The sequence below is a fragment of the Rhizobium sp. Leaf311 genome, from assembly GCF_001423445.1.
GTDB lineage: Bacteria > Pseudomonadota > Alphaproteobacteria > Rhizobiales > Rhizobiaceae > Agrobacterium.
The window spans coordinates 24,661-47,448 of record NZ_LMNZ01000022.1; the positions used below are offsets into that span (position 1 = coordinate 24,661).

Genomic DNA, 22,788 nt, shown 5'->3' on the forward strand with positions numbered 1-22,788 from the left:
CGTTGTTCGCGCATTCAAGTGCCCTTGGGGGCGTTATGGTATTCTGGTCTGCAATTAACGGATGATCAGGAACGTTAGGAGCAGACGAGCAGAATGATGACGTGTGTGAAGGCTCAGCAGAGCCACACCTCCGGTCACAATGTATGGCGCAGGGGCAAGGCATTAAGAAGAGGGCTGGCGCTGGTGACAGCGAGCTTCGTCCTGTCGTCTTGCCAATCTCTGCTTAGCCCGTCCTATCAATCGACGCTGAAGCCCTCGGACAATCCGCAGACCGTGGAGCAGGTTCAGAAGAACGATCCGCGCGCGCAGATGGGCGCCCGTGAGCATCCGCGTATCGTTGCCAGCTATGGTGGTGAATATCACGACGACAAGACGGAACGCCTTGTCGCGCGTATCGCCGGTGCGCTGACCGCCGTTTCTGAGAATCCACAACAGTCCTATCGCATCACCATTCTCAACTCTCCTGCCATCAACGCCTTTGCATTGCCGGGCGGCTATCTCTATGTGACCCGCGGTCTTCTGGCTCTTGCCAATGATGCTTCCGAAGTCGCAGCCGTCCTGTCGCATGAAATGGGTCACGTCACGGCCAACCACGGCATTGAGCGCCAACGTCGCGAAGAGGCGGAAGTCATTGCCAGCAGGGTCGTGGCAGAAGTGCTTTCAAGCGACCTCGCCGGCAAGCAGGCGCTCGCCCGTGGCAAGCTGCGTCTTGCGGCCTTCTCGCGCCAGCAGGAATTGCAGGCGGACGTCATCGGTGTGCGTATGTTGGGAGAAGCGGGATACGATCCCTTTGCATCGCCGCGTTTCCTCGATTCGATGGCGGCCTACGCCCGCTTCACCTCGGCTGATCCAGACAGCGATCAAAGCCTCGACTTCCTTTCCAGCCACCCAAACACGCCGCAGCGCATCGAGCTGGCGCGCAGGCACGCCCGCGCCTTCGGTCAGGAAGGCCAGGTCGGCGACAAGGGGCGGGACTGGTTCCTCAATGGCATAGATGGACTTCTCTATGGCGACAGCCCGCAGGAGGGCTATGTCCGTGGCAACACCTTCCTGCATGGAACGCTCGGCATTCGCTTCGATGTGCCGGAAGGCTTCCAGATCGACAACAAGGTGGAGGCGGTTCTAGCGACGGGCCCCGGCGAGATGGCCATTCGCTTCGATGGCGTTGCCGATCCTAAGCAGACCACGCTCGCCAACTATCTCACAAGCGGCTGGGTGGCCGGGCTGGTTCCAGACACCGTGCGGGAAACCGAGATCAACGGCCTGCCTGCCGCGACAGCACGCGCGACTGCGGATAAATGGGATTTCGACGTGACCGTGATCCGCGTTGGTCAGCAGATTTTCCGGTTCCTGACGGCGGTGCCGAAGGGCAGTCCGCAGCTGGATGGCGTCGCAAACATTCTGCGCACAAGCTTCCGCAAGATGACACCCAGCGAAATTGCCGCGCTAAAGCCGCTTCGGGTCAGGGTGGTCACGACGAAGCCAGGGGACACGGTCGCTTCATTGTCTGCCCGTATGATGGGCACAGATCGCAAGGTGGAACTGTTCCGCGTCCTCAATGCCATGAGCGCAACATCGACCGTGCAAGCCGGTGATCGCGTGAAGATCATCTCTGAATAACAAAAACCCGGTCTTCAACGCGGCCATGTTCTTGGAACATGTGCCGATTGAAAGCCGGGTTTTTTGATTTGAAAATGACGCTGATTAAGCGGCTTCTTCTTCCTGCGTGTCTTCTTCTTCAACGGTCTTGCCGCGCTTCGGTCCCTTGTTGAGGTTCACTTCAACAAGACGAACGGCTTCTGTTTCAGACATCTTGTTGACGGCCGCAATTTCGCGAGCCATGCGATCAAGAGCAGCTTCGTAGAGCTGGCGCTCCGAGTAGGACTGTTCCGGCTGGTTCTCGGCACGATAAAGGTCGCGAACCACTTCTGCGATTGCAATAAGGTCACCGGAATTGATCTTGGCATCATATTCCTGCGCGCGGCGCGACCACATGGTGCGCTTTACACGAGCCTTACCCTGAACAACCTTCAGTGCGCGCTCGACGAAATCCCCTTCAGAAAGCTTGCGCATACCAATGCTGACAGCCTTGGCCACAGGAACTTTCAAGCGCATTTTGTCTTTTTCGAAATCAATGACGAACAGTTCGAGCTTCATGCCCGCAACTTCCTGTTCTTCAATTGCCGAAATGGTACCGACGCCATGAGCGGGATAAACGATCGCTTCACCGGTCTTGAAACCGTGACGCGCTGGAGATTTCTTCTGCTGGGTCGTCATTCGTTCTTAAAACTCCCTGTTACATACACCCGGTATTTCCGGGGTCGGGTCGGTCAGGCCCGGATGAGACGGGGGAAACCGTCAGGTGACTTCGTACTGGTACAGTCGTGCACTCAAAAATAATTCATCTCGCAACCCGGAGGCTGACAACACAAACAATCGATATGTCACGGAGACCGCGTGCAAGTGATGATTTGCTTTCGTGGTGTTTCTGGGCACGCAAATGCCACGCTGTGGATCAGTTTTTCTGGTCTATCACAAAAATACGTGGAAATCAATAATTTGCTTCTACCGTGACTATGCCGTCACAATAGGCGTGGCGGCCGTCAGCAGAACCGAGTCGTTTGATACTTGCGCGGGAAGGCCGACGATAAAATGTCGCGAATTCAATCGAATAAATTTACCGCTCGTCGTTCAAAGCATTGATGCACACTTAAACTATTCATAATTCCGCGCCAATATCCGATTCGAAATCGGCGTAAATGACGATATTTTTCGATTTTTCTTCATAAACCCTCATCCTTCGGGAGGAAAAAGACAAAATGGGCTACCGGAACAATCCAAAACGCGACAAACAACTCGAAAAATCCAGAAAACTGGCCGAAGCATCCGGAAAGCCCTTCATAGACCCTATGATCGTCTATGGCCGAGCAAGCGCCGATGATATCCAGTATTATTCTCCAGAAATGCTTTCCATTGCTTCACAGCACACGGCAGAAGAGCTTCTTCGCTGGAAAAAGGATGCACCATATATTGGCGTGTCCCAAGTAGATGGCATTTCTCCCCGCGATGTTCCGGTTTCTGTTCTGACGATTATCGGGCGCAACATGCCCTTCCTCTATGATTCCGTGATGGGGGAGGTGACCAGCAGCTATCGCAGCCTTTACCTCGCCGTGCATCCGATCATGGCGGTCGATGGAAGTGTTGGCGGAGGATATCGCCTTGCTGATCCTGAAAAGGACGCTCCGCAAGACAATGTCAGCTTGATCCAGCTTCATATCGCGCCGGTAAGCCCGCAAGCGGCCGAGATTCTTGTGGAGCGAATACGCTTCGTTTTGTCGCAGGTGCAGTCTGCATTCACCGACTGGAAGCCGATGCTCGCCAAGGTCGACGAGGCGATGAGGGAGCTCAAGGAAAGGGGCTCGAACCGTCGGAAAACGGAACGGGCCGAGGCACTGGCCTTTCTGGAATGGTTGCGCAACGACAATTTCACGTTCCTTGGGATGCGCGACTACAGCTATTCAGGAGCAGGCAAGAACGCCAAGGTGGAGCGCGGAGAAGGTAGCGGGCTTGGTACGCTGACAGATCCGAACGTCCGTGTGCTGCGTCTGGGCAAGGACGCGGTCACCACCACGCCGGAAATCCTGGCGTTCCTCGATGGTCCCGATTTCCTCATCGTCACCAAGGCGAATGTGAAATCCATCGTCCACCGGCGCGCCTATATGGACTATATCGGCATCAAGCGCTTCGATGAAGACGGCAATGTCATCGGGGAACTGCGCATCGTCGGTCTGTTCACCGCAACGGCCTATACCCATTCCGTGCGGCACATTCCCCTGCTGCGGGCAAAGGTTGCGGAGGTCGAGCATCATTTCGGCTTCGATCCCAACAGCCACTCCGGACGCACCCTCTACAATACGCTCGAGGCCTATCCTCGTGACGATCTCTTCCAGATCGATACGGATCTCCTCATTCGCTTCATCGAGCAGATCATGGAACTTAGTGATCGACCACGCGTGCGTGTTCTGCCGCGCATCGATCGCTTCGACAGGTTCGTTTCTGTCATCATCTTCGTGCCGCGCGAGGAATATAATTCCTACGTCCGCGAGAAGATCGGCGACTACCTGGCGCAGGTCTATGACGGGCACATTTCCGCCTACTACCCTGCCTTCCCGGAAGGCGCAGTTGCCCGTGTGCATTTCATCGTCGGGCGTACGAATGACAAGACGCCCAGAGTGGCGCAGGACAAGCTCGAACAGGCCGTGGGCGATATTGCTGCGCGCTGGATCGACCATTTCGTAATGCTCTCGCCGGTCGGGGCACCGGTCCTGGATGTGGATCAGGCGTATCAGGAGGCGTTCACGCCCGACGAAGCATTTGCCGACATGGCTGACATCGTTGCCACCGCAGAGGGTGAGCCGGTGCGTATCGAATTCTATCGTCGTGACGATCAGAGCGAGGACCAGCTGTCTCTCAAGATTTTCCACCGCGATGGACATCTGCCGCTGTCGCGTCGTGTGCCTTTGCTCGAAAACTTGGGATTTGGCGTTACCAGCGAACGGACCTTTGATATTGGCGTGGTGTCTGGCGAGACGACCCGAACCATTGTTCTGCACGACATGGAATTGAACGTGCCGAAGGACGTCAAGCTTGACCTGGCTGTCTACGGGCCACGGCTGGAAGAGGCCTTTCTGGCGGTATTCCACGGTTCGGTCGACAATGACAACTTCAACCGCCTTATCCTGGCGGCTGGCCTGAATGTGCGTGATGTCTCGGTTCTGCGGGCCTATGCGCGCTATCTGCGTCAGAGTGGTATCGTCTATTCTCAGGAGCACATTTCCGAGACACTCTTTAAATATCCGGCAATTGCCGCAAAGATATTCGACCTGTTTGCCAGCGGGTTCGACCCCAAACTTGGCGAGAAGTCACGCCTTCGCAAACTGTCCGATCTTCACAAGGAAATTGAAACGGCGCTCGGCGGCGTTCCGAACCTGGATGAGGACCGTACCCTGCGGCGTTACGTCAATGCGGTGGATTCGACCTTGCGCACCAACTATTTCCAGCGCGATGAAAACGGATTGCCAAAGGCCATGCTTGCCTTCAAGTTCGATCCCAAGCTGCTGGATGGCCTGCCCGATCCCCGCCCGTTCCGGGAAATCTTCGTTTACGGCACCGAAGTCGAAGGTGTTCACCTGCGGTTCGGCAAGGTGGCGCGCGGCGGGCTGCGTTGGTCTGATCGGGGCCAGGACTATCGGACGGAAGTGCTGGGACTTGTGAAGGCGCAGCAGGTCAAGAACGCCGTTATCGTACCCGTTGGCGCCAAGGGCGGGTTCTTCCCGAAGAACCTTCCGGCTGGCGGCAATCGCGACGAAATCTTCAATGCCGGCAAGGAAGCTTACAAGACATATATTCGCACGCTGCTTTCGATCACGGATAACATCGTTGGCGATGATATCATCGCGCCGCCCGATACCTTGCGGCTCGATGGCGACGATCCCTATTTTGTCGTGGCGGCGGACAAGGGCACGGCGACATTTTCCGATACCGCCAATGGTCTGGCGCGCGAGGCCGGTTTCTGGCTGGACGACGCCTTTGCGTCTGGCGGGTCTGCCGGTTACGACCACAAGAAGATGGGCATCACGGCGCGCGGCGCATGGGAAACGGTCAAGCGCCACTTCCGCGAAATGGATACCGATATTCAGACGACGCCGTTCAAGGTTGTCGGTGTCGGCGACATGTCCGGTGACGTATTCGGTAACGGCATGTTGCTATCGCAGAAAATCGAGCTGATCGCAGCCTTCGACCACCGCGACATCATCATCGACCCGGCTCCGGATACGGACAAGTCGTTTGCCGAGCGCAAGCGGCTTTTCGAACTACCGCGGTCCAGCTGGCAGGATTATGATCGCTCGGCCCTTTCCAACGGTGCCATGATCATTTCCCGCGCCGAGAAATCCGTGACACTGACACCCGAAGCCGTTGCCGCCATCGGTATCGACAAATCAGTGGCCACGCCATTCGAAATCATGACGGCGATCCTCAAGGCGCCGGTCGATCTTCTGTGGTTCGGCGGTATCGGCACCTATGTGAAGGCAGCGGTGGAGACCAATGCCGAGGTGGGTGACCGGGCCAATGACCCGATCCGTATCAACGCAACCGAAATCCGTGCCAAGGTGATCGGTGAGGGTGCCAATCTCGGCATCACGCAGAAGGCTCGCATCGCCTATGCTCTGGCAGGCGGACGATGCAACTCTGACGCCATCGACAACTCGGCGGGCGTCAATTCCTCCGACGTCGAGGTCAACATCAAGATTGCGCTGACATCGCCGGTCAATGACGGTCGCCTGACGCTGCCCAAGCGCAATCAATTGCTGGCCTCCATGACATCGGAGGTGGCGCAGCTCGTGTTGCGCAACAACTATCTCCAGTCTCTGGCAATTTCTCTTACAGAACGCCGGGGTACCGAAAACCGTGAGGAGCTTGGCCGCCTCATGAATGCGCTCGAAAGCGCGGGGCAGCTGAACCGCAAGGTCGAAACCCTGCCAGGCGATGTCGAGTTCAACGAACGCTATGCTGCGGGCAAGCCGTTGACACGACCTGAAATCGGCGTTCTGCTCTCCTATGCCAAACTGACACTTTTCGATACGCTGGTGGCAAGCCCCTTGCCGGACGAGCCCTATCTCCAGCATCTTCTGACGGATTACTTCCCGAGCAAGATGCAAAAGACCTATGCCGCCGACATTACGAGCCACAGGCTGCACCGGGAAATCGTGGCGACATCGCTCGCAAACCAGGTCGTCAATCGCGGTGGCCCGGGCTTCGTGCAGAAGCTTGTCGATGCCAGCGGTTCATTGGCGCCTGCCGTCGTCAAGGCAGCAATGATCGTGGAAGACGGCTTTGGCCTCAAGCGTCTCTGGAGTGAGATCGACAAGCTTGATGGCCAGATTTCCGGAGAGGTCCAGAACGCGCTCTACGCCAACGTGGCGCGCATCTTCACCGATGCAACACGGATTTTCCTCCAGACCACGTCGGCCTCCTCTGGCTCAATGTCCGAAGAGATCGATCGTCTGAAGACGGCGATCAAGGCATTGTTGCCGGGTGCGGTGAGATACAGGGAGGAGATCGGCTTCAGCGAGATCGAAGGCGTGGCTCCGGCTCTGGTTCGCGAGTTGGAAACGTTGTCGCTGCTGGTCTATGTTCCCGAAATCATGCTGATTGCTGAGCAGGCGGGCACCACCCTCGCTCGCGCCGCAGAAAGCTATGCTGCGGTGTCTGCCACGTTCCGCGTTGCGAGACTGCTCGAGGCAGGCCAGCGCGTGACACCTGCCGACCATTATGAAAGTCTTGCTCTGCTGCGCAGCCAGGACCAGATCGCTTCGTCACGCCGACGGATCGTGATTTCTGCCTTGACCGAGCATTCCAAGGAGAAGAACCCGGTACAGGCCTGGTATGCTGCAGACCGCGTGCGGGTCAACCGCATCGTGTCTGAGCTAGGCGCGCTGAGTGACAGTGGCGAAACCAACCTTGCCCGCCTGACGGTGGCTGCCGGCTTGCTTTCCGATATAGTGCAGGCACGAAACGTCTGATAACAGATACTCCTGCCCGGTGTCGCAGCCGGGCAGGTTTTCAAGTCCTGAACGGTCGAAAAGGTGACGAATGGCTTCCTCCTCCCTTGAGACTGGACATCCGGTAACGAAGCGCGGCATCTGGGGATGGATGCTGTTTGACTGGGCCGCCCAACCCTTCTTTACCGTGGTCACCACCTTCATCTTCGGCCCCTATTTCGTCGCGCGGCTGACTGCGGACCCGATTTCTGCCCAGACCATCTGGAGCAATATGGCGACGATTTCCTCCGTGATTATCGCGATATTCTCGCCGATCCTCGGCTCCATCGCCGATCAATCGGGTTCTCGCAAACCATGGATCGCATTTTTTGCGTGCCTGAAGATCGCAAGCCTGTCGATGCTGTGGTTTGCGGCGCCCGGTTCGCCGATCTTCTGGCCTGTGACCTTCATGATCATCGCCTCGATTGCTGCGGAATTTTCGATTGTCTTCAACGATTCCATGATGCCGCGGCTGACCACTCCGGAGAATGTCGGTCGTATCTCCAACACGGCATGGGGGCTGGGTTATCTGGGGGGCATCATCGTCCTGATCTTCGTCGTCCTGTTTCTCGCGGCCTCGCCGGACAAGGGCGTAACCATTCTCGGCATACCGCCGCTGTTTGGGCTGGATGCCGCATCCGGCGAGGACGCCCGTATCACCGGGCCCATAGCCGCGCTCTGGTATTTCATTTTTATCCTGCCAATGTTTCTCTACACACCGGATGTCACGAAAGGCCTGCCTTTGGCCCAGTCCGTCCGTTCGGGCCTGTCGGAATTGAAGACGACGCTGCATGAGTTGAAAGGCCGCCCCTTTCTCACACGCTTTCTCATCGCGCGGATGCTCTATCAGGATGGCGTCAATGGCGTCCTCATTCTCGGAGGCGCGTTCGCGGCTGGCCTGTTTGGCTGGGGTACGATGGAAATCGGGATTTACGGCATTATTCTCAATATCGTGGCGATTGGCAGCTGCGTCGCAGCGGGTCTCGTGGACCAGCGGCTGGGATCACGCAACACGGTGCTGCTCAGCCTCGCCCTGCTGATCATTGCGACCATCGGCATCTTTTCCACCCAGGCCGACTCGACGCTCTTCGGATTGCTTGCGCTTCCCGTCTCCGATGCGACGGGACTGTTCTCTTCCGGGGCGGAAAAAGCCTACCTTGTATACGGCATTCTCATCGGCATCGCCTTTGGTCCCGTTCAGGCATCGTCACGTTCCTATCTGGCGCGAAACATCACCATTGCGGAATCCGGTCGCTATTTCGGGATCTATGCACTGTCCGGTCGCGCGACCAGTTTCATGGCGACGCTCGGCTTTTCGCTTGTCACCTATGCGACCGGTTCAGCGCATCTGGGCATGGCGACGCTGACCTTGTTTCTAGGTGCGGGCTTCATCCTTCTTCTGCGCGTTCCCGAAAGGGTTGCGCCTGCTCAGAGTTGATCGAGCTTGGTCTGCAGAGTGCGCAATTGAGCCTTGAGCTCATCGATTTCGGATGCATCCGGCTTCTTGCTCTCCTTGGGAGCCGGGGGCACCGGAAAGGGTGTGAAGACCTGCATGGCCTGCCGGAACAGTTCAGTGTTACGCTTGACCTGCTCTTCCATGAACCCGAAAGGGGTGGAGAAATTCTTCGACGCAGCCGTATCGCCAAATGCCTTGGACATATGTTCCTGCATCTGGCTCTGCTGCTCGGAAAAGGTCTTCATCGAATGTTCGAGAAAGGTCGGCACCACCATCTGCATGTGGTCGCCATAATAGGAAATAAGCTGACGGAGAAAAGCAGTTGGCAAAAGCGTATTGCCTGTTTTTGCCTCCTGCTCGACAATGATCTGGGTCAGAACCGCGTGGGTAATGTCCTCTGACGTCTTTGCGTCCTGGACTTTGAACTCATCGCCTCGCTTGACCATCTTGGCGAGATCTTCCAGCGTGACATAGGTGCTGGTCCCCGTGTTGTAGAGACGTCGGTTCGCGTATTTCTTGATGATTGTTTCGCCGTGGTGTTTCGCCATGCTCGCCTCCTCGCGATGATGGTATTTTCTTTTTATGTGGTGTTTTTGCTCTTCCCGTCTTTAAGATTATGCTCAAATCGCCCTAGGTGACAAACGTTTTGTGCGATGCAACAGCGAAAATTTTGCGCAATATATGCCGGGCGGGGAAAGCCTAAGCGAAGCAACCGGCGTTGCGCCAAGATGGTTTGACTTGGCCGGAAAGCTTTGACACTCTCGCGCCGCAAAATGGGAGATTCATAATGACTTCGTCTTCAATCGTCATCGTCAGTGCAGCACGAACCGCCGTCGGCTCGTTCAACGGCAGTTTTGCCAATGTGCCTGCTCATGAGCTGGGCTCAACCGTGATCAAAGCTGTTCTGGAGCGCGGGGGCGTGTCGCCTCAGGAAGTCGACGAAGTCATTCTGGGACAGGTATTGGCGGCGGGTGAGGGCCAGAACCCGGCGCGGCAGGCTGCGATGAAGGCAGGCATTCCGCAGGAAGCAACATCTTTCGGCGTCAATCAACTTTGCGGATCCGGCCTTCGCGCCGTTGCGCTCGGGATGCAACAGATCGCCACCGGCGACGCGTCGATTGTCATCGCTGGAGGCCAGGAGTCGATGTCGATGGCGCCTCACTGCGCGCATCTGCGCGGCGGCGTGAAGATGGGTGATTTCAAGATGGTCGATACCATGTTGAAGGATGGCCTGACGGACGCCTTCTATGGCTATCACATGGGCATCACCGCTGAGAACATTGCTCGCCGGTGGCAGCTCTCCCGCGACGAACAGGACCAGTTCGCAGTGTCCTCCCAAAACCGCGCCGAAGCGGCGCAAAAAGAGGGTCGGTTTGTTGACGAGATTGCCCCGGTCACCATCGCGGGCCGCAAGGGTGACATCATCGTCGATGCGGACGAGTATATTCGCGCAGGCGCCTCGCTGGAAACGATGGCAAAGCTTCGTCCGGCATTTGACAAGGAAGGCACCGTTACCGCAGGCAATGCTTCTGGACTGAACGACGGTGCGGCCGCTGTTCTCCTCATGACAGAGGCGGAAGCCGCTAGACGGGGTCTGGCACCCCTTGCCCGAATAGCGTCCTGGGCAACTGCGGGTGTCGATCCGCAGATCATGGGCACGGGGCCAATTCCCGCATCACGCAAGGCGCTGGCAAAGGCCGGTTGGACTGTTGGAGAACTCGATCTTGTGGAGGCCAACGAGGCCTTTGCTGCGCAATCCTGCGCCGTGGTTCGCGATCTCGGGCTTGATCCATCCATGGTCAATGTCAACGGTGGAGCCATCGCCATTGGTCATCCGATCGGCGCCTCTGGTGCACGCGTGCTCAATACACTGCTTTTCGAAATGAAGCGACGCAGCGCACGAAAAGGTCTTGTGACATTGTGCATTGGCGGCGGCATGGGTATCGCCATGTGCGTTGAAGGTCTGTAACAGGCTTTCTTCACTGCCAATAGGAGGGCGTCATGAGCCGGGTTGCATTGATAACGGGTGGCACAAGCGGCATTGGTGCCGCCATTGCAAAGGCGTTTCACGCTGCAGGCTACAGGGTTGCTGTCAACTACGCCTTCACGGAAGCGCGCGCTGCCCAGTTTCGCGAGGAAACGGGCATTCCGGCCTATTGCTGGGACATTCGCGACTATCAGGCTTGTGTCGAGGGAATTGCCGAGGTCGAGCGCGACCTTGGTCCCGTCGAAATCCTTGTCAATAATGCTGGCATTACCCGCGATGCGATGTTCCACAAGATGACGCCGCAACAGTGGCGTGATGTCGTTGACACCAACCTGACCGGCGCTTTCAACTTGACACATCCCATCTGGCCTGGGATGCGGGAACGTGGCTTTGGACGGATCGTCAATATCTCCTCCATCAACGGGCAGAAGGGTCAGGCGGGTCAGGCGAACTACTCTGCCGCAAAAGCGGGCGATCTAGGGCTGACCAAGGCCCTGGCACAGGAAGGCGCATCTCGGAATATCACCGTCAACGCCATCTGCCCGGGCTATATCGGCACGGAAATGGTGCGGGCTATACCGGAAAACGTTCTCAATGAGCGTATCCTGCCGCACATTCCCGTTGGACGGCTGGGTGAACCCGAAGAAATAGCGCGCTGCGTTCTTTTCCTTGCGTCGGACGATGCCGGTTTCATCACTGGCTCCACGCTGACTGCAAATGGTGGCCAGTATTTCACGTGATCCACAAAAAATTTACTCTTTTTCTGTCCTGACAATTGGCAAGTTACAAAAACTTGATCGGTTCAGATCTGCGAGGACATCACCCTAACCAGATGAAAATACGATATTTTTGGTATAGTTTAGAATCGATCTAACATTTCAGAGGAAGGGACATTAGAGGTTTTTCTTGACAGGCAATTTCCTGTTTTGGTTTAAGAATGAAAACAACGTGTTGCGTCATACAGGCAAGAAACCATGCTCGTTTGCAGCTGCAATTACATCACCGATAATGATATTCGCGATGTCATCAATGAGATGCTCGACGAGGACTGTTGGCAGCTCATCGTGCCTGCGAAAGTCTATCATGCGATGGAAAAACGCGGACGATGCTGCGGATGTTTTCCGACAGTTGTCGATCTTATAATCAGCACAACCGAACAATATCACGCTCGTCGGCACTCGACGGAAGCCGATGTTTTTGATTTTATGTCACGCCTCAGGCAATTGCATGAAGAAAACAGGAGAGCGGACATTGAAAGGCGACAAAAGAGTCATCGAGCAGCTTAACGAGGCATTGTTCCTCGAACTCGGTGCGGTCAATCAATACTGGTTGCATTATCGACTGCTGAACGACTGGGGATACACGAAGCTCGCCAAGAAAGAGCGTGCCGAGTCCATCGAAGAAATGCAGCACGCCGACAAGATCATCGATCGGATCATATTCCTCGAAGGTCACCCAAATCTGCAGACGGTTGCGCCTCTGCGTATCGGCCAGAACGTCAAGGAAGTCCTTGAAGCTGATCTTGCCGGTGAATATGACGCACGCACAGCCTACAAGAAGTCGCGCGATATTTGTCATGACGCGGGCGATTACGTTTCCATGAAGCTATTTGAAACATTGCTAATAGATGAGGAAGGCCATATTGATTTCCTCGAAACCCAGCTCGATTTGCTCAACAAGATCGGTGAAGCGAAGTACGGCCAGCTGAATGCTGACTCTGCCGACGCTGCTGAAGCCGAGTAAAAGAGCACACATGTAAAAAAGGCGGCCTTGGGCCGCCTTTTTTGTTTTCATGCGCCAGCCAAGTGCCGGAACTCGGAGACGACCTTCTCGTAGACACCGCGCTTGAACGGCACGATCAAATCCGGCAGGGTTTCCATAGGCTTCCAGGCCCAGGCGTCGAACTCCGGTTCATGACCCGTTGGGGGTGGATTGATCTGAATCTCGCTTTCGTCGCCCTCGAAGCGGAATGCGAACCAGCGCTGGGCCTGCCCGCGATATTTGCCACGCAATCCGATGCCGACCAGTTGCGGTGGCAGGTCGTAATGGATCCAGTCACGGGCCTCAGCCAGCAGAGACACGGTTTTCATGCCCGTCTCTTCGTAAAGCTCCCTCAGTGCCGCCACCAAAGGCTTTTCACCCTCATCGATGCCGCCTTGTGGCATTTGCCATAGCTGCGGTGAGCCGTCGAATTCGGAGTTGCCCTCGGCGATTCTGCGCCCTGCCCAGACCAGCCCCTGGGCATTGAGAACCATGATGCCCGCACAGGGACGGTAAGGAAGATCGTCTGCTTTGATTGTCATTCTGGATCCTTGAAGGAATGAGGATGCGAGAAGGATTACTGACCGGCCTTGTCAGAAACAAGTGCGGAAACACCGACTATTTCAATGCCGCGCCCGGACGCTTCGATCGCCCATTTGGAAATGGCGGAAATGCTCTCGTCAAAAGCGGACGCTACGCCAATAGCCGATCCGTTGCGACGCGCGATTCTCTCGAGATCGTCGAGCTTGCGCAAAACAGCGTTTTCATTCACCTGGTCATCGAGTTGCATATCCGCAAAGCCTGCTGCTGCGTTCAGCGTCTTGGCGACGGCAGATGTGCGTGACTGTGCCGAAGAGCCGTCGTCCAGAAAGAACAGGCCCCTTGCGCTCATGTCGCGCAGGATGGGGCTCAGCGCCGCCTCGTCCGACATGAACTTTCCGCCAAGATAGTTCATGACGCCGGTGTAGTTGGTGATCTTCGCCATGGAGCGATGCATCTTTTCCAGGTTTATCTTTGCAGGACTGGAAACGAGCAGCGTATCGGGTCCCGGATCTGTGCCCGGATAGCCGAAAGGTTCGAAGGGAAGCTGAAGCAATATCTCATGCCCTCCGCGACGGCCCTCCTGCATCCAGCGTTGGAGGCTGTTGCCGCTTGCAGCAAAGCCGAGCGTGACCTCCGGTGGCAGGTCGCGGATGGCTTTTTGCGTCCCTGTCTGGCTAAGCCCCAGTCCGCCAACGACAATGGCGATACGGGTCCCTCTGGCACCGGACCATGGCCGGGCATATTGCTCCATGGGTCGCAATCCGTCCGGACCGATTTTGGGCAACCTGCCAAAGGGTGAATCTTCCAGCAACTCCTCATTGGGCTGCGCAGCCATGCGCGGATCCTGGCCGTATCTTTGCCCCGTCATCAAAACGGGATCCTTTGTCTCTCTTTCGCGCGGCGAATATACGGAAACGACGTTGCCATCCGGCATCGTGTCTCGTCTGACGTTTGCGCCGGAATGCCCGCTCTGCGGCGCCATGGAACCATCAGCCGGCCTGTTGGGAGTTTGCTGTGCAATCTCTTGCTTATCGGCAACGGCCGATGCCGGAACATCCTCAGCGGTCGAGCTGCCCTTCAGATTGCCGGGTGAAAGGGCGGCATACAAGGACAATGCGCCGATGCCCCCCACCGTCACGACGACCAGAGCCGCAAGCGCAGAAAAGCGCCGGAATGATCCGGCGCTTTTCTTTTTCTGTCGACCCATGAGCGGTTTGCGCAGGTCTGAAGACAATGATCTATCCGTAAATAACTGCGAGCCGGGCGAAAGCGCAGGTCTGCCCTGCGCTCCCAGACCTTACTGCTTGTTGACGACGGCCTTTTCCGGATTTGGCGGGAACGAGGCATCGGTCTTCGTTCCGTGGAACAGATCCAGCGCGTAGTTCAGCTGAATATCGTCCTTGGCCTCTGGCGGGACATAGGCTGCCGAACCCGAACCTTCTTCGGTTTCGCTTTGGCCCTGAATGTGTCCGCGCAGGCTGGATTCGCCCTCGGCACGCACGCGCCCCTGAAGCTCTTCCGGCAGCGGCTGGTCCACCTTGATATCAGGCGTGATGCCCGTGCCCTGAATGGATTTGCCCGATGGCGTGTAGTAGAGCGCCGTCGTCAGGCGAAGCGCGCCCGTGTCGCCAAGCGGAATGATCGTCTGGACAGAGCCCTTGCCGAAGGAACGGGTTCCGAGAACCGTTGCACGGCGAAGATCCTGCAGCGCACCGGCCACGATTTCAGATGCCGACGCAGAGCCGCCGTTGACGAGAACGATAACCGGCTTGCCATCGGTCAGATCGCCAGCCGTTGCGTTAAAGCGACGGGTTTCCTCAGGGTTACGGCCACGGGTCGAAACGACTTCGCCGCGCTCGAGGAAGGCGTCGGAGACGTTGATCGCCTGATCCAGAAGGCCGCCCGGGTTGAGACGCAGGTCCAGAACGTAGCCTTTCAGCTTGTCGGCGGGAACATCGGTCTTGATTTTCTTGATCGCCTTTTCGAGGTCGTCATAGGTCTTTTCCGTGAAGGAAATCACGCGGAGATATCCGACATCACCGCCTTCAACACGAGACTTGACCGCGCGCACGGCAATGATTTCACGCATGACGCTGATTTCGAGCGGCTTGTCAGCGCCCTGGCGAATGATCGTCAGCTTGATCGGCGTCTTGACGGCGCCGCGCATCTTCTCGACGGCTTCTTCCAGCTTCAGACCACGAACCGGCTGTCCGTCGATCTCGGAGATGAAGTCGCCCGCCAGAATGCCTGCCTTGGAGGCTGGCGTATCGTCCATCGGCGAGATGACCTTGACCAGCTCGTTTTCCATCGTGACTTCGATGCCAAGACCGCCGAACTCACCCTTGGTCTGGGTGCGCATGTCGTTTGCGTCCTGGGCATTGAGGAAGCTTGAATGCGGATCAAGCGAGCTCAGCATTCCGTTGATGGCGTTTTCAACCAGCTTCTTGTCATCCGGGGGCGTCACATACTGGGCGCGAACGCGCTCGAAGACGTCACCAAAAATCGACAGTTCCTTGTAGGTGGAAGGGCCAGCGGCTTGCGCGGGCATACTTGCCGAGTAGATGACGCTCATCGCTGTGGCACCCATAAGTCCACCGATGAGGAGAAGTGAAGCCTTACGAATCATTGCGCGCCCTTCCGGTATTTTTCGCGGTCCACCACGGTTGAGAATCAACCGGTACACCGTCTTTCCTGAATTCAATGTAAAGTGTCGGCTTGTCAGTTTCCAGCGCCAATGCAGCGGCACTGGCCACTCTTTTCGCGCCCATGGAAGCGATGGGTTCACCAGAGAACACAAACATGCCCTGCCTCGTCCTCACATTGTCCATGCCTGTCAGCACCAGATGATAACCGTCGCCGGCATTAAGAATGATCATGCGGCCGTAACTGCGAAATTCCCCGGCGAATACGACGAAGCCGTCCGCGGGCGCCGTCACCAGTGCTTCGGGGCCGGTTGCAACGACAATGCCCTTGGAGAAATGGCCTGTACCGTCCGCATCACCGAACCGTCGCAAGACCTCTCCGGACACCGGCATCGCCAGTTTACCCTTCAGACTCGAGAAGGCATATGCGGGCGCAATGCGGTTTTTATCGGGCATTCCCGCGTCGGTCTGGGCCTCCACCTTGTCGCGTTCGGACTGGGACAAAGCGGCGAGGCGCTCCTGCTCCAGACGCTCTTTTTCTTTCGCTTCACGTACAGAAGAAATCTCGTTTTCGAGCGAAGAAACCAGTCCTTCAAGGCTGGTCGCCTTGGCTGCAAGTTCTTCAGAACGTTTGCGTTCTGCTTCCAGCGCGCTTGCAGTCTGGGTATTGCGTTTTTCGTTTTCGAGCCGCAACAGGTCCAGCCGCTTTTCTTCCTCAAGGCTGGCGGTCATGGTGCCCGTCAGCTGCTCCTTCTCAACCGCAATAGCCTGCCGCAGGTCGGTCAACTCTTTGAGAGCGGAGACAAGCTTGTCCGTTTCGGAGCGGATGCCTGGAACCACGGCGCCCAGAAGGATGGCGCTTCGAACCGATGCCAGCGCATCTTCAGGCGAAACCAGCAATGCCGGTGGCGGATTGCGGCCCATGCGTTGCAGCGCAGCCAAAACCTCGGCCAGAACATCGCGGCGCTCCCGCAACGATGCCTTGACCGCATCTTCGCGAATACCAAGCTTGGCGAGGCGGTCTTCGCCGTCGCTGATCTTGGCTTCCAGATCCTTGCGGCGCGCAGCCGAAGCGATCAGCTCGTCCTTGATCCGAGCCGTATCCTGATTGAGCGCGGCAATGCTGTCCTGTAATTGCCGGGATTTGTCTTCGGAAAGGCCGATACTATCGACGAGTTCCTGCAGATCCTGCCGGTTCTGGTCGCGACGCCTTTCAAGCGCATCGACATCATCCGCCGGCTGCGCCGAATCCTGCGTAGCATCCTGTGTAGAAGCAGGTGGTGCGACATCTTTTTCCTGCGCAAAGGCGTGAAGAGATGGGAAGGACACGACCAAGCAGGCAGCAAGCATCGCGCCCGAAAGGGCCGTCCACCTGTTGCTGCGGGGTGCATCTGCCATAAACTCTGTCTAACCGTCGAAAAGATTGGCGACCATACGCTGCTTCGGCGCTTCACGCCAAGAGGGTCGGCACCGGACTAGGGAATATGATGGCCGGATTTGTGGCGAGATGCGATGCGCAGGCTTTTAAACGCGATGATAGGGATGGCCGGACAGGATCGTCACTGCACGATAAAGCTGTTCCGCGATCAGAATTCGCACGAGCTGGTGCGGCCATGTGAGTTTTCCGAGACACAGCGTAGCGGAGGCTTTCTCGTAAAGCGAGGGATCAAGTCCGTCTGCCCCGCCGATCGCGATGATCACATCACGCTTGCCGCTGTCGCGCATATTACCGAACAAGTCCGCAAAAGCAGGGCTGTCGAGCGCCTTGCCGCGCTCGTCGAGCAGAATGAGGGCTGCGCCGTCGGCCAGATGCTTTTCGAGTATGGCGGCTTCTTCGCGCTTGCGTGTCTCGGCGTTGGAGGCGCGGCTTTCCGCCACCTCGATCATGCGGACAAACTCAAGCCCGATGGCCGGTCCGGTCTTGGCAAACCGGTCCAGATAGCGCGACGCCAGATCTTTCTCGGGGCCGGATTTGAGCCGTCCCACCGCAAAAATTGAAATCCGCATTCACACATCCATCCATATCGCAAACTTAGTCGTTTGCGTCTCTAGCAGGATGGTCTGCGGATTTCCATGCGGCCGACGCTCTGGCATCGGCCATGAAACCGCATCAGTGCAGTGTTTCTTCCTCGATATCAGGCGCGGCCCACATTTTTTCGATGTTGTAGAACGCTCTGACTTCGGGACGGAACACATGGATGATGACATCGCCTGCATCGATCACCACCCAATCTCCGGCCTCAAGGCCTTCGACGCGAGAGTGACCGAACCCCTCATCCTTCATATCCGAAATGAGGTGTTCGCAAATCGCAGACACGTGCCTGTTCGAACGCCCGGAAACCACAACCATGTAGTCCGCAAGCGCCGATTTTCCGGCAATGTTGAGATAGACGATATCTTCTGCTTTGGAATCCTCGACGCTGGCGAGGACGGTTCCGAGGGCACGACGGGCAGCATCAACGCCACTCTCCATGCTCTTTGGGATAGCGCTGAAAGCTCTTCCCTTGGTGTGTACTGTTGTCAGTGGTTTCCCTTTCCAAAATGACAAACCAGATACTGCGCAGCGATTCTTCACGCCACCCAGTAAAGTTGGCATCAAAGTGTTAAAGTTTCAAGATGTGGGGACGCAATCCAGTCGCTATACCTTATATATGACCGTTGCGGAGCGCCGTGGAACTCAGCGTAGAGCGTGGTCCATGGATGAAGACCCAGGCCGGAGCCGTCTTGGTCCACAAAATGCCCGCATCATCCTCATCCACGCGGGACTGGCTGTAAGCCTGCGCCATGGTGGAGGAAAGATAGGCAAGCGTTGCACCGGGCCGGTCGATGACGGCGATCGGGAAGGTCTCGGCAATCTTTCGCCATTTCTGCCAGCGATGGAAGGTGCGCAGATTATCCGCGCCCATGATCCAGATAAAACGGACATGCGGATTTCGCGCTTTGATTCTGGCCAGCGTGTTTGCCGTATAGCTGATGCCCAGCGACTGTTCGAAAGCCGTCACCTTGATGCGCGGATCGCTGATCAGCTTTTCGCAAGCCTCGATCCGGGTCTTCAGCGGCGCAAGCTCCGCCTTGTTTTTCAAGGGATTGCCGGGCGTGACCATCCACCAGAGTTGGTCCAGCCCAAGCCGCCGCAGGGCGATCTCGGCAACCAGCGCATGGCCCGCATGGGGCGGATTGAAGGAACCGCCAAACAGGCCAATGACCATGCCGCGCTCCGTATGCGGCATGGTGAGATAGCGCTTGTCCAGACCGGGCTTGTCAGTCACATCAGGTCCGTGTCTGGCCGGTGCCATGCACCCGGTATTTGAAGGAGGTCAACTGTTCCACCCCAACCGGGCCTCGCGCGTGCATCTTGCCGGTGGCGATGCCGATTTCCGCACCCATACCGAATTCGCCACCATCCGCAAATTGCGTGGAGGCATTGTGCAGGAGGATGGCCGAATCGATTTCGTTGAAGAAGCGTTCGACCACCTGCGCATCTTCTGCAATCACAGCTTCGGTGTGATTGGATGAATATGTGCCCATATGTTCGATGGCGCCGGAAATACCGTCCACCACAGTCACCGAGATGATGGCATCGAGATATTCCGTGCGCCAGTCTTCCTCGGTCGCGGCCTTCACGCCCTCGACCGTCTCTTGCACGGTCCTGGAGCCACGGACCTCGCAACCGGCGTCGAGCAGGATCCTGACCAGCGGCTCCAGATGTGTGGAAACGGCGCTAGCATCGACCAGCAGCGTTTCCGCTGAGCCGCAAATACCGGTGCGGCGCATCTTGGCGTTGAGAACGATATTCTTGGCCATGTCGAGGTCGGCGGATTTGTCGACATAGACGTGGCAGATGCCTTCCAGATGCGCAAAGACAGGAACGCGGGCTTCAGACTGTACGCGTGCCACAAGGCTTTTGCCGCCGCGTGGAACGATCACATCCACCGTGCCGCCAAGGCCGCCAAGCAGGCTGCCTACGGCTGCGCGATCCGTGACTGGCACGAGCTGGATCGCATGCTCTGGAAGTCCTGCGATCTTCAAGCCTTCCACGAGGCAGGCATGAATAGCACGCGATGAATATTGCGAGTCCGAGCCGCCGCGCAGGATCACCGCATTGCCTGCCTTGAGGCAGAGCGCGCCAGCGTCAGCCGTGACATTGGGGCGGCTTTCATAGATCACGCCGATGACGCCGAGCGGTGTGCGGACGCGCTCAATCTTCAGGCCATTGGGACGATCCCACGCCGCGATGACCTCGCCAACGGGATCGGCCAGCGCAGCAATAGAGCGAATGCCCTCGGAAATGCTTGATATCCTTGCGTCGTCCAGTTTCAGCCGGTCGATGAAGGATGCGGCAACGCCTGAACTTTCGGCCGCAGCGAGATCTTTTGCATTGGCCTCGAGAATTCTGTCTTTCGATGCTTCGATGGCAGAAGCCATTGCCAGAAGCGCGCGGTTTTTCTGGTCGGTGCTGGCGATGGACAACGGTCGCGAAGCAGCTTTTGCCTGAGCGCCGATGGACATCATCAGCGTTTCAATATCATGGCTCTGCTTCACGGCCTGTTCAGGCATCGACCTCATCCTTCTTCGTTTCGTTTATTTTGACGGAGACACCCGTCATGACAAGATCGTCGCGATGGATCATCGCGGCACGACCGACATAACCGAGGATCGCCTCAATCTCATTCGATTTGTGGCCGTTGATCTGGCGCGCTTCTTCGGCATCGTAACCTGCAAGACCCCGGGCAATCTCGCGGCCCTGCGCGCCCATGATGGCAACGGCATCGCCACGCCCGAAGTTACCCTTCACTGCGGTAACACCGGCGGGCAAAAGGCTTTTTCCGGCATAAAGCGCCTTTTCAGCTCCCGCATCCACATGCAGTTCACCGGCAGGCTGAAGCTGTCCGGCAATCCAGGTCTTGCGGGCGGTAACGGGCGTGCCGGATGGCGCAAACCACGAGGAGCGCACACCGTTTTCGATGGCTTTCAGTGGATTGAGCATCTTGCCCGATGCGATGATCATGCCACAACCGGCAGCGGTTGCGATCTTTCCGGCATCAATCTTCGTGCGCATTCCGCCACGCGACAGTTCCGATGCAGCACCACCCGCCATGGCCTCGATCTCAGGCGTGATTTCGGCAATGGTTTCCAGAAACTGCGCTTCGGGATCAAGATGCGGCGGGGCGGTGTAGAGCCCGTCAATGTCAGACAGCAGCACCAGAAGGTCTGCACCTGTCATGGTCGCGACGCGTGCCGCCAGACGGTCATTGTCGCCATAGCGGATTTCGGTGGTCGCAACCGTATCGTTTTCATTGATGATCGGGATCGCACCGATCTTCAATAGCTGGTTGATCGTCGCACGCGCGTTGAGATAACGGCGGCGCTCTTCCGTGTCAGAGAGCGTCAGCAGGATTTGGCCTGCGACGATATCGTGCCGTGAAAGGCTTTCAGACCATGCCCGTGCCAGCGCAATCTGCCCGACGGCGGCCGCGGCCTGGCTTTCTTCCAGCTTTAGTGCACCAGAGGGCAGGCCAAGCACCGTGCGTCCCAGCGCAATGGCGCCTGAGGAAACGACCTGCACATCCGCGCCGTTCTTCTTCAGCGCCGCGATATCCTCGCAGATCGCATCCAGCCAGTCTGTCCTGAGGCCGCTTTTGCGGTCAACCAGCAGGGCAGAGCCGATCTTGATGACGATGCGGTGGTGTTTGCCGAGAGGTTTTCGCGCCAATGTCATAGGCGGTCGTCCCCGTCCTCGATCTCGTCTTCGACAGGCATGGAACGATCCGGCATGGCGGTGCTGCCGCCACGGCTGTCGGAAACGATGATGTCACGAAGCTCACGCAGCGCCTCCAGCATGCCGATATGGGCTGCGGCAGACAGAAGCAGCGGCGGGCGGCCACAAGCCTTTTCCAATTCCTTTGCCTTCTTCTTCAGCTCTTTTTCGTCCAGAACGTCGATCTGGGAGAGCGCCACGATTTCGGGCTTTTCGGTCAGTCCGCCGCCATAGGCATCAAGCTCTTTCTTGACCGTCTTATAGGCCTTGCCGACATTCTCTTCCTGCGCGGAAACGAGATGCAGCAGAACGCGGGTGCGCTCCACGTGACCAAGGAAACGGTCGCCAATGCCAACGCCCTCATGCGCGCCTTCGATCAGGCCGGGAATATCGGCCAGAATGAATTCGCGTCCGTCGATGGTGGCGACGCCGAGGTTCGGATGAAGTGTCGTGAAGGGATAGTTGGCGATCTTCGGACGTGCGCGCGTGACCGTCGCCAGGAAGGTGGACTTGCCCGCATTGGGAAGACCCACCAGACCGGCATCGGCAATCAGCTTGAGGCGAAGCCAGATAGTCTTTTCTTCACCGGCCAGACCGGGATTGGCGTGCGTCGGTGCCTGATTGGTGGAGGACTTGAAATAGGCATTGCCGAAGCCGCCATTGCCACCGGCGGCCAGGCGAAAACGCTGGCCTTCCTTGGTCAGGTCGATGATGAGCGTTTCATTGTCTTCTTCGAAGATTTGCGTTCCCACCGGCACGCGCAGGACGACATCGGCCCCCTTTGCGCCGGTGCGGGTCTTGCCCATGCCGTGCTGGCCGATCGTGGCCTTGAAATGCTGCTGGAAGCGGAAGTCGATCAGCGTGTTGAGGCCATTGACGACCTCGACCCACACGTCGCCGCCGCGTCCGCCGTCACCGCCATCGGGGCCGCCGAATTCGATGAATTTTTCACGCCGGAAGGATACGGCACCTGCGCCGCCATCGCCGGAGCGAATATAGACTTTTGCTTCATCGAGAAATTTCATCGTCTTGGCCGTTCT

The 22,788-nt window shown here is 57.4% G+C and carries 19 protein-coding genes; 7 read left to right on the forward strand and 12 right to left on the reverse strand.

Going from position 1 to position 22,788, the window contains the following annotated elements:
• Window positions 1-93: 93 nt before the first annotated feature.
• Complete coding sequence (locus ASF69_RS20760; protein WP_244475542.1) at window positions 94-1,620, forward strand: M48 family metalloprotease; 1,527 nt, start codon at window positions 94-96, stop codon at window positions 1,618-1,620.
• An 84-nt stretch (window positions 1,621-1,704) separates the two neighbouring features.
• Here ASF69_RS20760 and ASF69_RS20765 read toward each other — a convergent pair whose 3' ends face one another.
• Window positions 1,705-2,277 (reverse strand): CarD family transcriptional regulator, encoded by a 573-nt coding sequence (locus ASF69_RS20765; protein ID WP_062590247.1) that lies wholly within the window; start codon window positions 2,275-2,277, stop codon window positions 1,705-1,707.
• A 542-nt stretch (window positions 2,278-2,819) separates the two neighbouring features.
• Between ASF69_RS20765 and ASF69_RS20770 the strand changes: the two genes are divergently transcribed.
• Both ASF69_RS20770 and ASF69_RS20775 read left to right on the forward strand, forming a co-directional pair.
• Window positions 2,820-7,583 (forward strand): NAD-glutamate dehydrogenase, encoded by a 4,764-nt coding sequence (locus ASF69_RS20770; RefSeq protein ID WP_062590249.1) that lies wholly within the window; start codon window positions 2,820-2,822, stop codon window positions 7,581-7,583.
• A gap of 70 nt (window positions 7,584-7,653) precedes the next feature.
• Complete coding sequence (locus ASF69_RS20775) at window positions 7,654-9,039, forward strand: MFS transporter (RefSeq protein WP_062590251.1); 1,386 nt, start codon at window positions 7,654-7,656, stop codon at window positions 9,037-9,039.
• Here ASF69_RS20775 and phaR read toward each other — a convergent pair.
• Window positions 9,030-9,605, reverse strand: a complete 576-nt coding sequence (gene phaR / locus ASF69_RS20780) for a polyhydroxyalkanoate synthesis repressor PhaR (protein WP_062590252.1) — start codon at window positions 9,603-9,605, stop codon at window positions 9,030-9,032. The two genes, ASF69_RS20775 and phaR, sit on opposite strands and share 10 nt — an antisense overlap.
• A gap of 239 nt (window positions 9,606-9,844) precedes the next feature.
• Here phaR and ASF69_RS20785 point away from each other — a divergent pair, with 239 nt between their 5' ends.
• From ASF69_RS20785 to bfr, 4 genes are all read left to right on the forward strand, one after another.
• A complete protein-coding gene (locus ASF69_RS20785) occupies window positions 9,845-11,026 on the forward strand; it encodes an acetyl-CoA C-acetyltransferase (protein ID WP_062590254.1) in 1,182 nt (393 codons plus the stop codon).
• A gap of 32 nt (window positions 11,027-11,058) precedes the next feature.
• Window positions 11,059-11,784, forward strand: coding sequence for an acetoacetyl-CoA reductase (gene phbB / locus ASF69_RS20790; protein WP_062590256.1), 726 nt, complete (start codon window positions 11,059-11,061; stop codon window positions 11,782-11,784).
• Window positions 11,785-12,018: 234 nt separating this feature from the next.
• On the forward strand, window positions 12,019-12,330 hold the full coding sequence (locus ASF69_RS22910; RefSeq protein ID WP_082469816.1) for a (2Fe-2S)-binding protein: 312 nt from the start codon (window positions 12,019-12,021) through the stop codon (window positions 12,328-12,330).
• On the forward strand, window positions 12,296-12,787 hold the full coding sequence (gene bfr / locus ASF69_RS20800) for a bacterioferritin (RefSeq protein WP_062590259.1): 492 nt from the start codon (window positions 12,296-12,298) through the stop codon (window positions 12,785-12,787). The genes ASF69_RS22910 and bfr overlap by 35 nt, the downstream gene beginning before the upstream one ends.
• A 47-nt stretch (window positions 12,788-12,834) precedes the next feature.
• On the opposite strand, the gene ASF69_RS20805 is transcribed toward bfr, so the two are convergent.
• The 10 genes from ASF69_RS20805 to obgE form a co-directional block, all read right to left on the reverse strand.
• Complete coding sequence (locus ASF69_RS20805; RefSeq protein ID WP_062590261.1) at window positions 12,835-13,347, reverse strand: RNA pyrophosphohydrolase; 513 nt, start codon at window positions 13,345-13,347, stop codon at window positions 12,835-12,837.
• A gap of 35 nt (window positions 13,348-13,382) precedes the next feature.
• A complete protein-coding gene (locus tag ASF69_RS20810) occupies window positions 13,383-14,582 on the reverse strand; it encodes a divergent polysaccharide deacetylase family protein (protein WP_062590263.1) in 1,200 nt (399 codons plus the stop codon).
• A 63-nt stretch (window positions 14,583-14,645) separates the two neighbouring features.
• The gene (locus tag ASF69_RS20815) at window positions 14,646-15,974 is read right to left on the reverse strand and encodes a S41 family peptidase (RefSeq protein WP_062590265.1); all 1,329 of its coding nucleotides are present in this window, start codon (window positions 15,972-15,974) and stop codon (window positions 14,646-14,648) included.
• Entirely contained in the window at window positions 15,964-17,388 is a 1,425-nt protein-coding gene (locus ASF69_RS20820) for a murein hydrolase activator EnvC (protein WP_062590267.1), read from the reverse strand. The genes ASF69_RS20815 and ASF69_RS20820 overlap by 11 nt, the downstream gene beginning before the upstream one ends.
• 126 nt (window positions 17,389-17,514) lie before the next feature.
• Window positions 17,515-17,997: a 23S rRNA (pseudouridine(1915)-N(3))-methyltransferase RlmH gene (gene rlmH / locus ASF69_RS20825; RefSeq protein ID WP_062590269.1), complete on the reverse strand. Its 483-nt coding sequence runs from the start codon at window positions 17,995-17,997 to the stop codon at window positions 17,515-17,517.
• Window positions 17,998-18,100: 103 nt separating this feature from the next.
• On the reverse strand, window positions 18,101-18,586 hold the full coding sequence (gene rsfS, locus ASF69_RS20830) for a ribosome silencing factor (RefSeq protein WP_156462138.1): 486 nt from the start codon (window positions 18,584-18,586) through the stop codon (window positions 18,101-18,103).
• A gap of 49 nt (window positions 18,587-18,635) precedes the next feature.
• The gene (locus tag ASF69_RS20835; RefSeq protein WP_062590271.1) at window positions 18,636-19,286 is read right to left on the reverse strand and encodes a nicotinate-nucleotide adenylyltransferase; all 651 of its coding nucleotides are present in this window, start codon (window positions 19,284-19,286) and stop codon (window positions 18,636-18,638) included.
• The gene (locus ASF69_RS20840; RefSeq protein ID WP_062590273.1) at window positions 19,261-20,547 is read right to left on the reverse strand and encodes a glutamate-5-semialdehyde dehydrogenase; all 1,287 of its coding nucleotides are present in this window, start codon (window positions 20,545-20,547) and stop codon (window positions 19,261-19,263) included. The genes ASF69_RS20835 and ASF69_RS20840 overlap by 26 nt, the downstream gene beginning before the upstream one ends.
• Window positions 20,540-21,709, reverse strand: a complete 1,170-nt coding sequence (proB, locus tag ASF69_RS20845) for a glutamate 5-kinase (protein WP_062590275.1) — start codon at window positions 21,707-21,709, stop codon at window positions 20,540-20,542. The genes ASF69_RS20840 and proB overlap by 8 nt, the downstream gene beginning before the upstream one ends.
• Entirely contained in the window at window positions 21,706-22,773 is a 1,068-nt protein-coding gene (gene obgE / locus ASF69_RS20850; protein ID WP_062590277.1) for a GTPase ObgE, read from the reverse strand. Before obgE ends, proB begins: the two co-directional genes overlap by 4 nt.
• Window positions 22,774-22,788: the final 15 nt, after the last annotated feature.

Bases quoted from the DNA above. Each gene is read 5' to 3' on its own strand.
- ASF69_RS20760 (WP_244475542.1), top strand. From the start codon at position 94: ATGATGACGTGTGTGAAGGCTCAGCAGAGCCACACCTCCGGTCACAAT.
- ASF69_RS20765 (WP_062590247.1), bottom strand. From the start codon at position 2,277: ATGACGACCCAGCAGAAGAAATCTCCAGCGCGTCACGGTTTCAAGACC.
- ASF69_RS20770 (WP_062590249.1), top strand. From the start codon at position 2,820: ATGGGCTACCGGAACAATCCAAAACGCGACAAACAACTCGAAAAATCC.
- ASF69_RS20775 (WP_062590251.1), top strand. From the start codon at position 7,654: ATGGCTTCCTCCTCCCTTGAGACTGGACATCCGGTAACGAAGCGCGGC.
- phaR (WP_062590252.1), bottom strand. From the start codon at position 9,605: ATGGCGAAACACCACGGCGAAACAATCATCAAGAAATACGCGAACCGA.
- ASF69_RS20785 (WP_062590254.1), top strand. From the start codon at position 9,845: ATGACTTCGTCTTCAATCGTCATCGTCAGTGCAGCACGAACCGCCGTC.
- phbB (WP_062590256.1), top strand. From the start codon at position 11,059: ATGAGCCGGGTTGCATTGATAACGGGTGGCACAAGCGGCATTGGTGCC.
- ASF69_RS22910 (WP_082469816.1), top strand. From the start codon at position 12,019: ATGCTCGTTTGCAGCTGCAATTACATCACCGATAATGATATTCGCGAT.
- ASF69_RS20805 (WP_062590261.1), bottom strand. From the start codon at position 13,347: ATGACAATCAAAGCAGACGATCTTCCTTACCGTCCCTGTGCGGGCATC.
- ASF69_RS20815 (WP_062590265.1), bottom strand. From the start codon at position 15,974: ATGATTCGTAAGGCTTCACTTCTCCTCATCGGTGGACTTATGGGTGCC.
- ASF69_RS20820 (WP_062590267.1), bottom strand. From the start codon at position 17,388: ATGGCAGATGCACCCCGCAGCAACAGGTGGACGGCCCTTTCGGGCGCG.
- rlmH (WP_062590269.1), bottom strand. From the start codon at position 17,997: ATGCGGATTTCAATTTTTGCGGTGGGACGGCTCAAATCCGGCCCCGAG.
- rsfS (WP_156462138.1), bottom strand. From the start codon at position 18,586: ATGCCAACTTTACTGGGTGGCGTGAAGAATCGCTGCGCAGTATCTGGT.
- ASF69_RS20835 (WP_062590271.1), bottom strand. From the start codon at position 19,286: ATGGCACCGGCCAGACACGGACCTGATGTGACTGACAAGCCCGGTCTG.
- ASF69_RS20840 (WP_062590273.1), bottom strand. From the start codon at position 20,547: ATGCCTGAACAGGCCGTGAAGCAGAGCCATGATATTGAAACGCTGATG.
- proB (WP_062590275.1), bottom strand. From the start codon at position 21,709: ATGACATTGGCGCGAAAACCTCTCGGCAAACACCACCGCATCGTCATC.
- obgE (WP_062590277.1), bottom strand. From the start codon at position 22,773: ATGAAATTTCTCGATGAAGCAAAAGTCTATATTCGCTCCGGCGATGGC.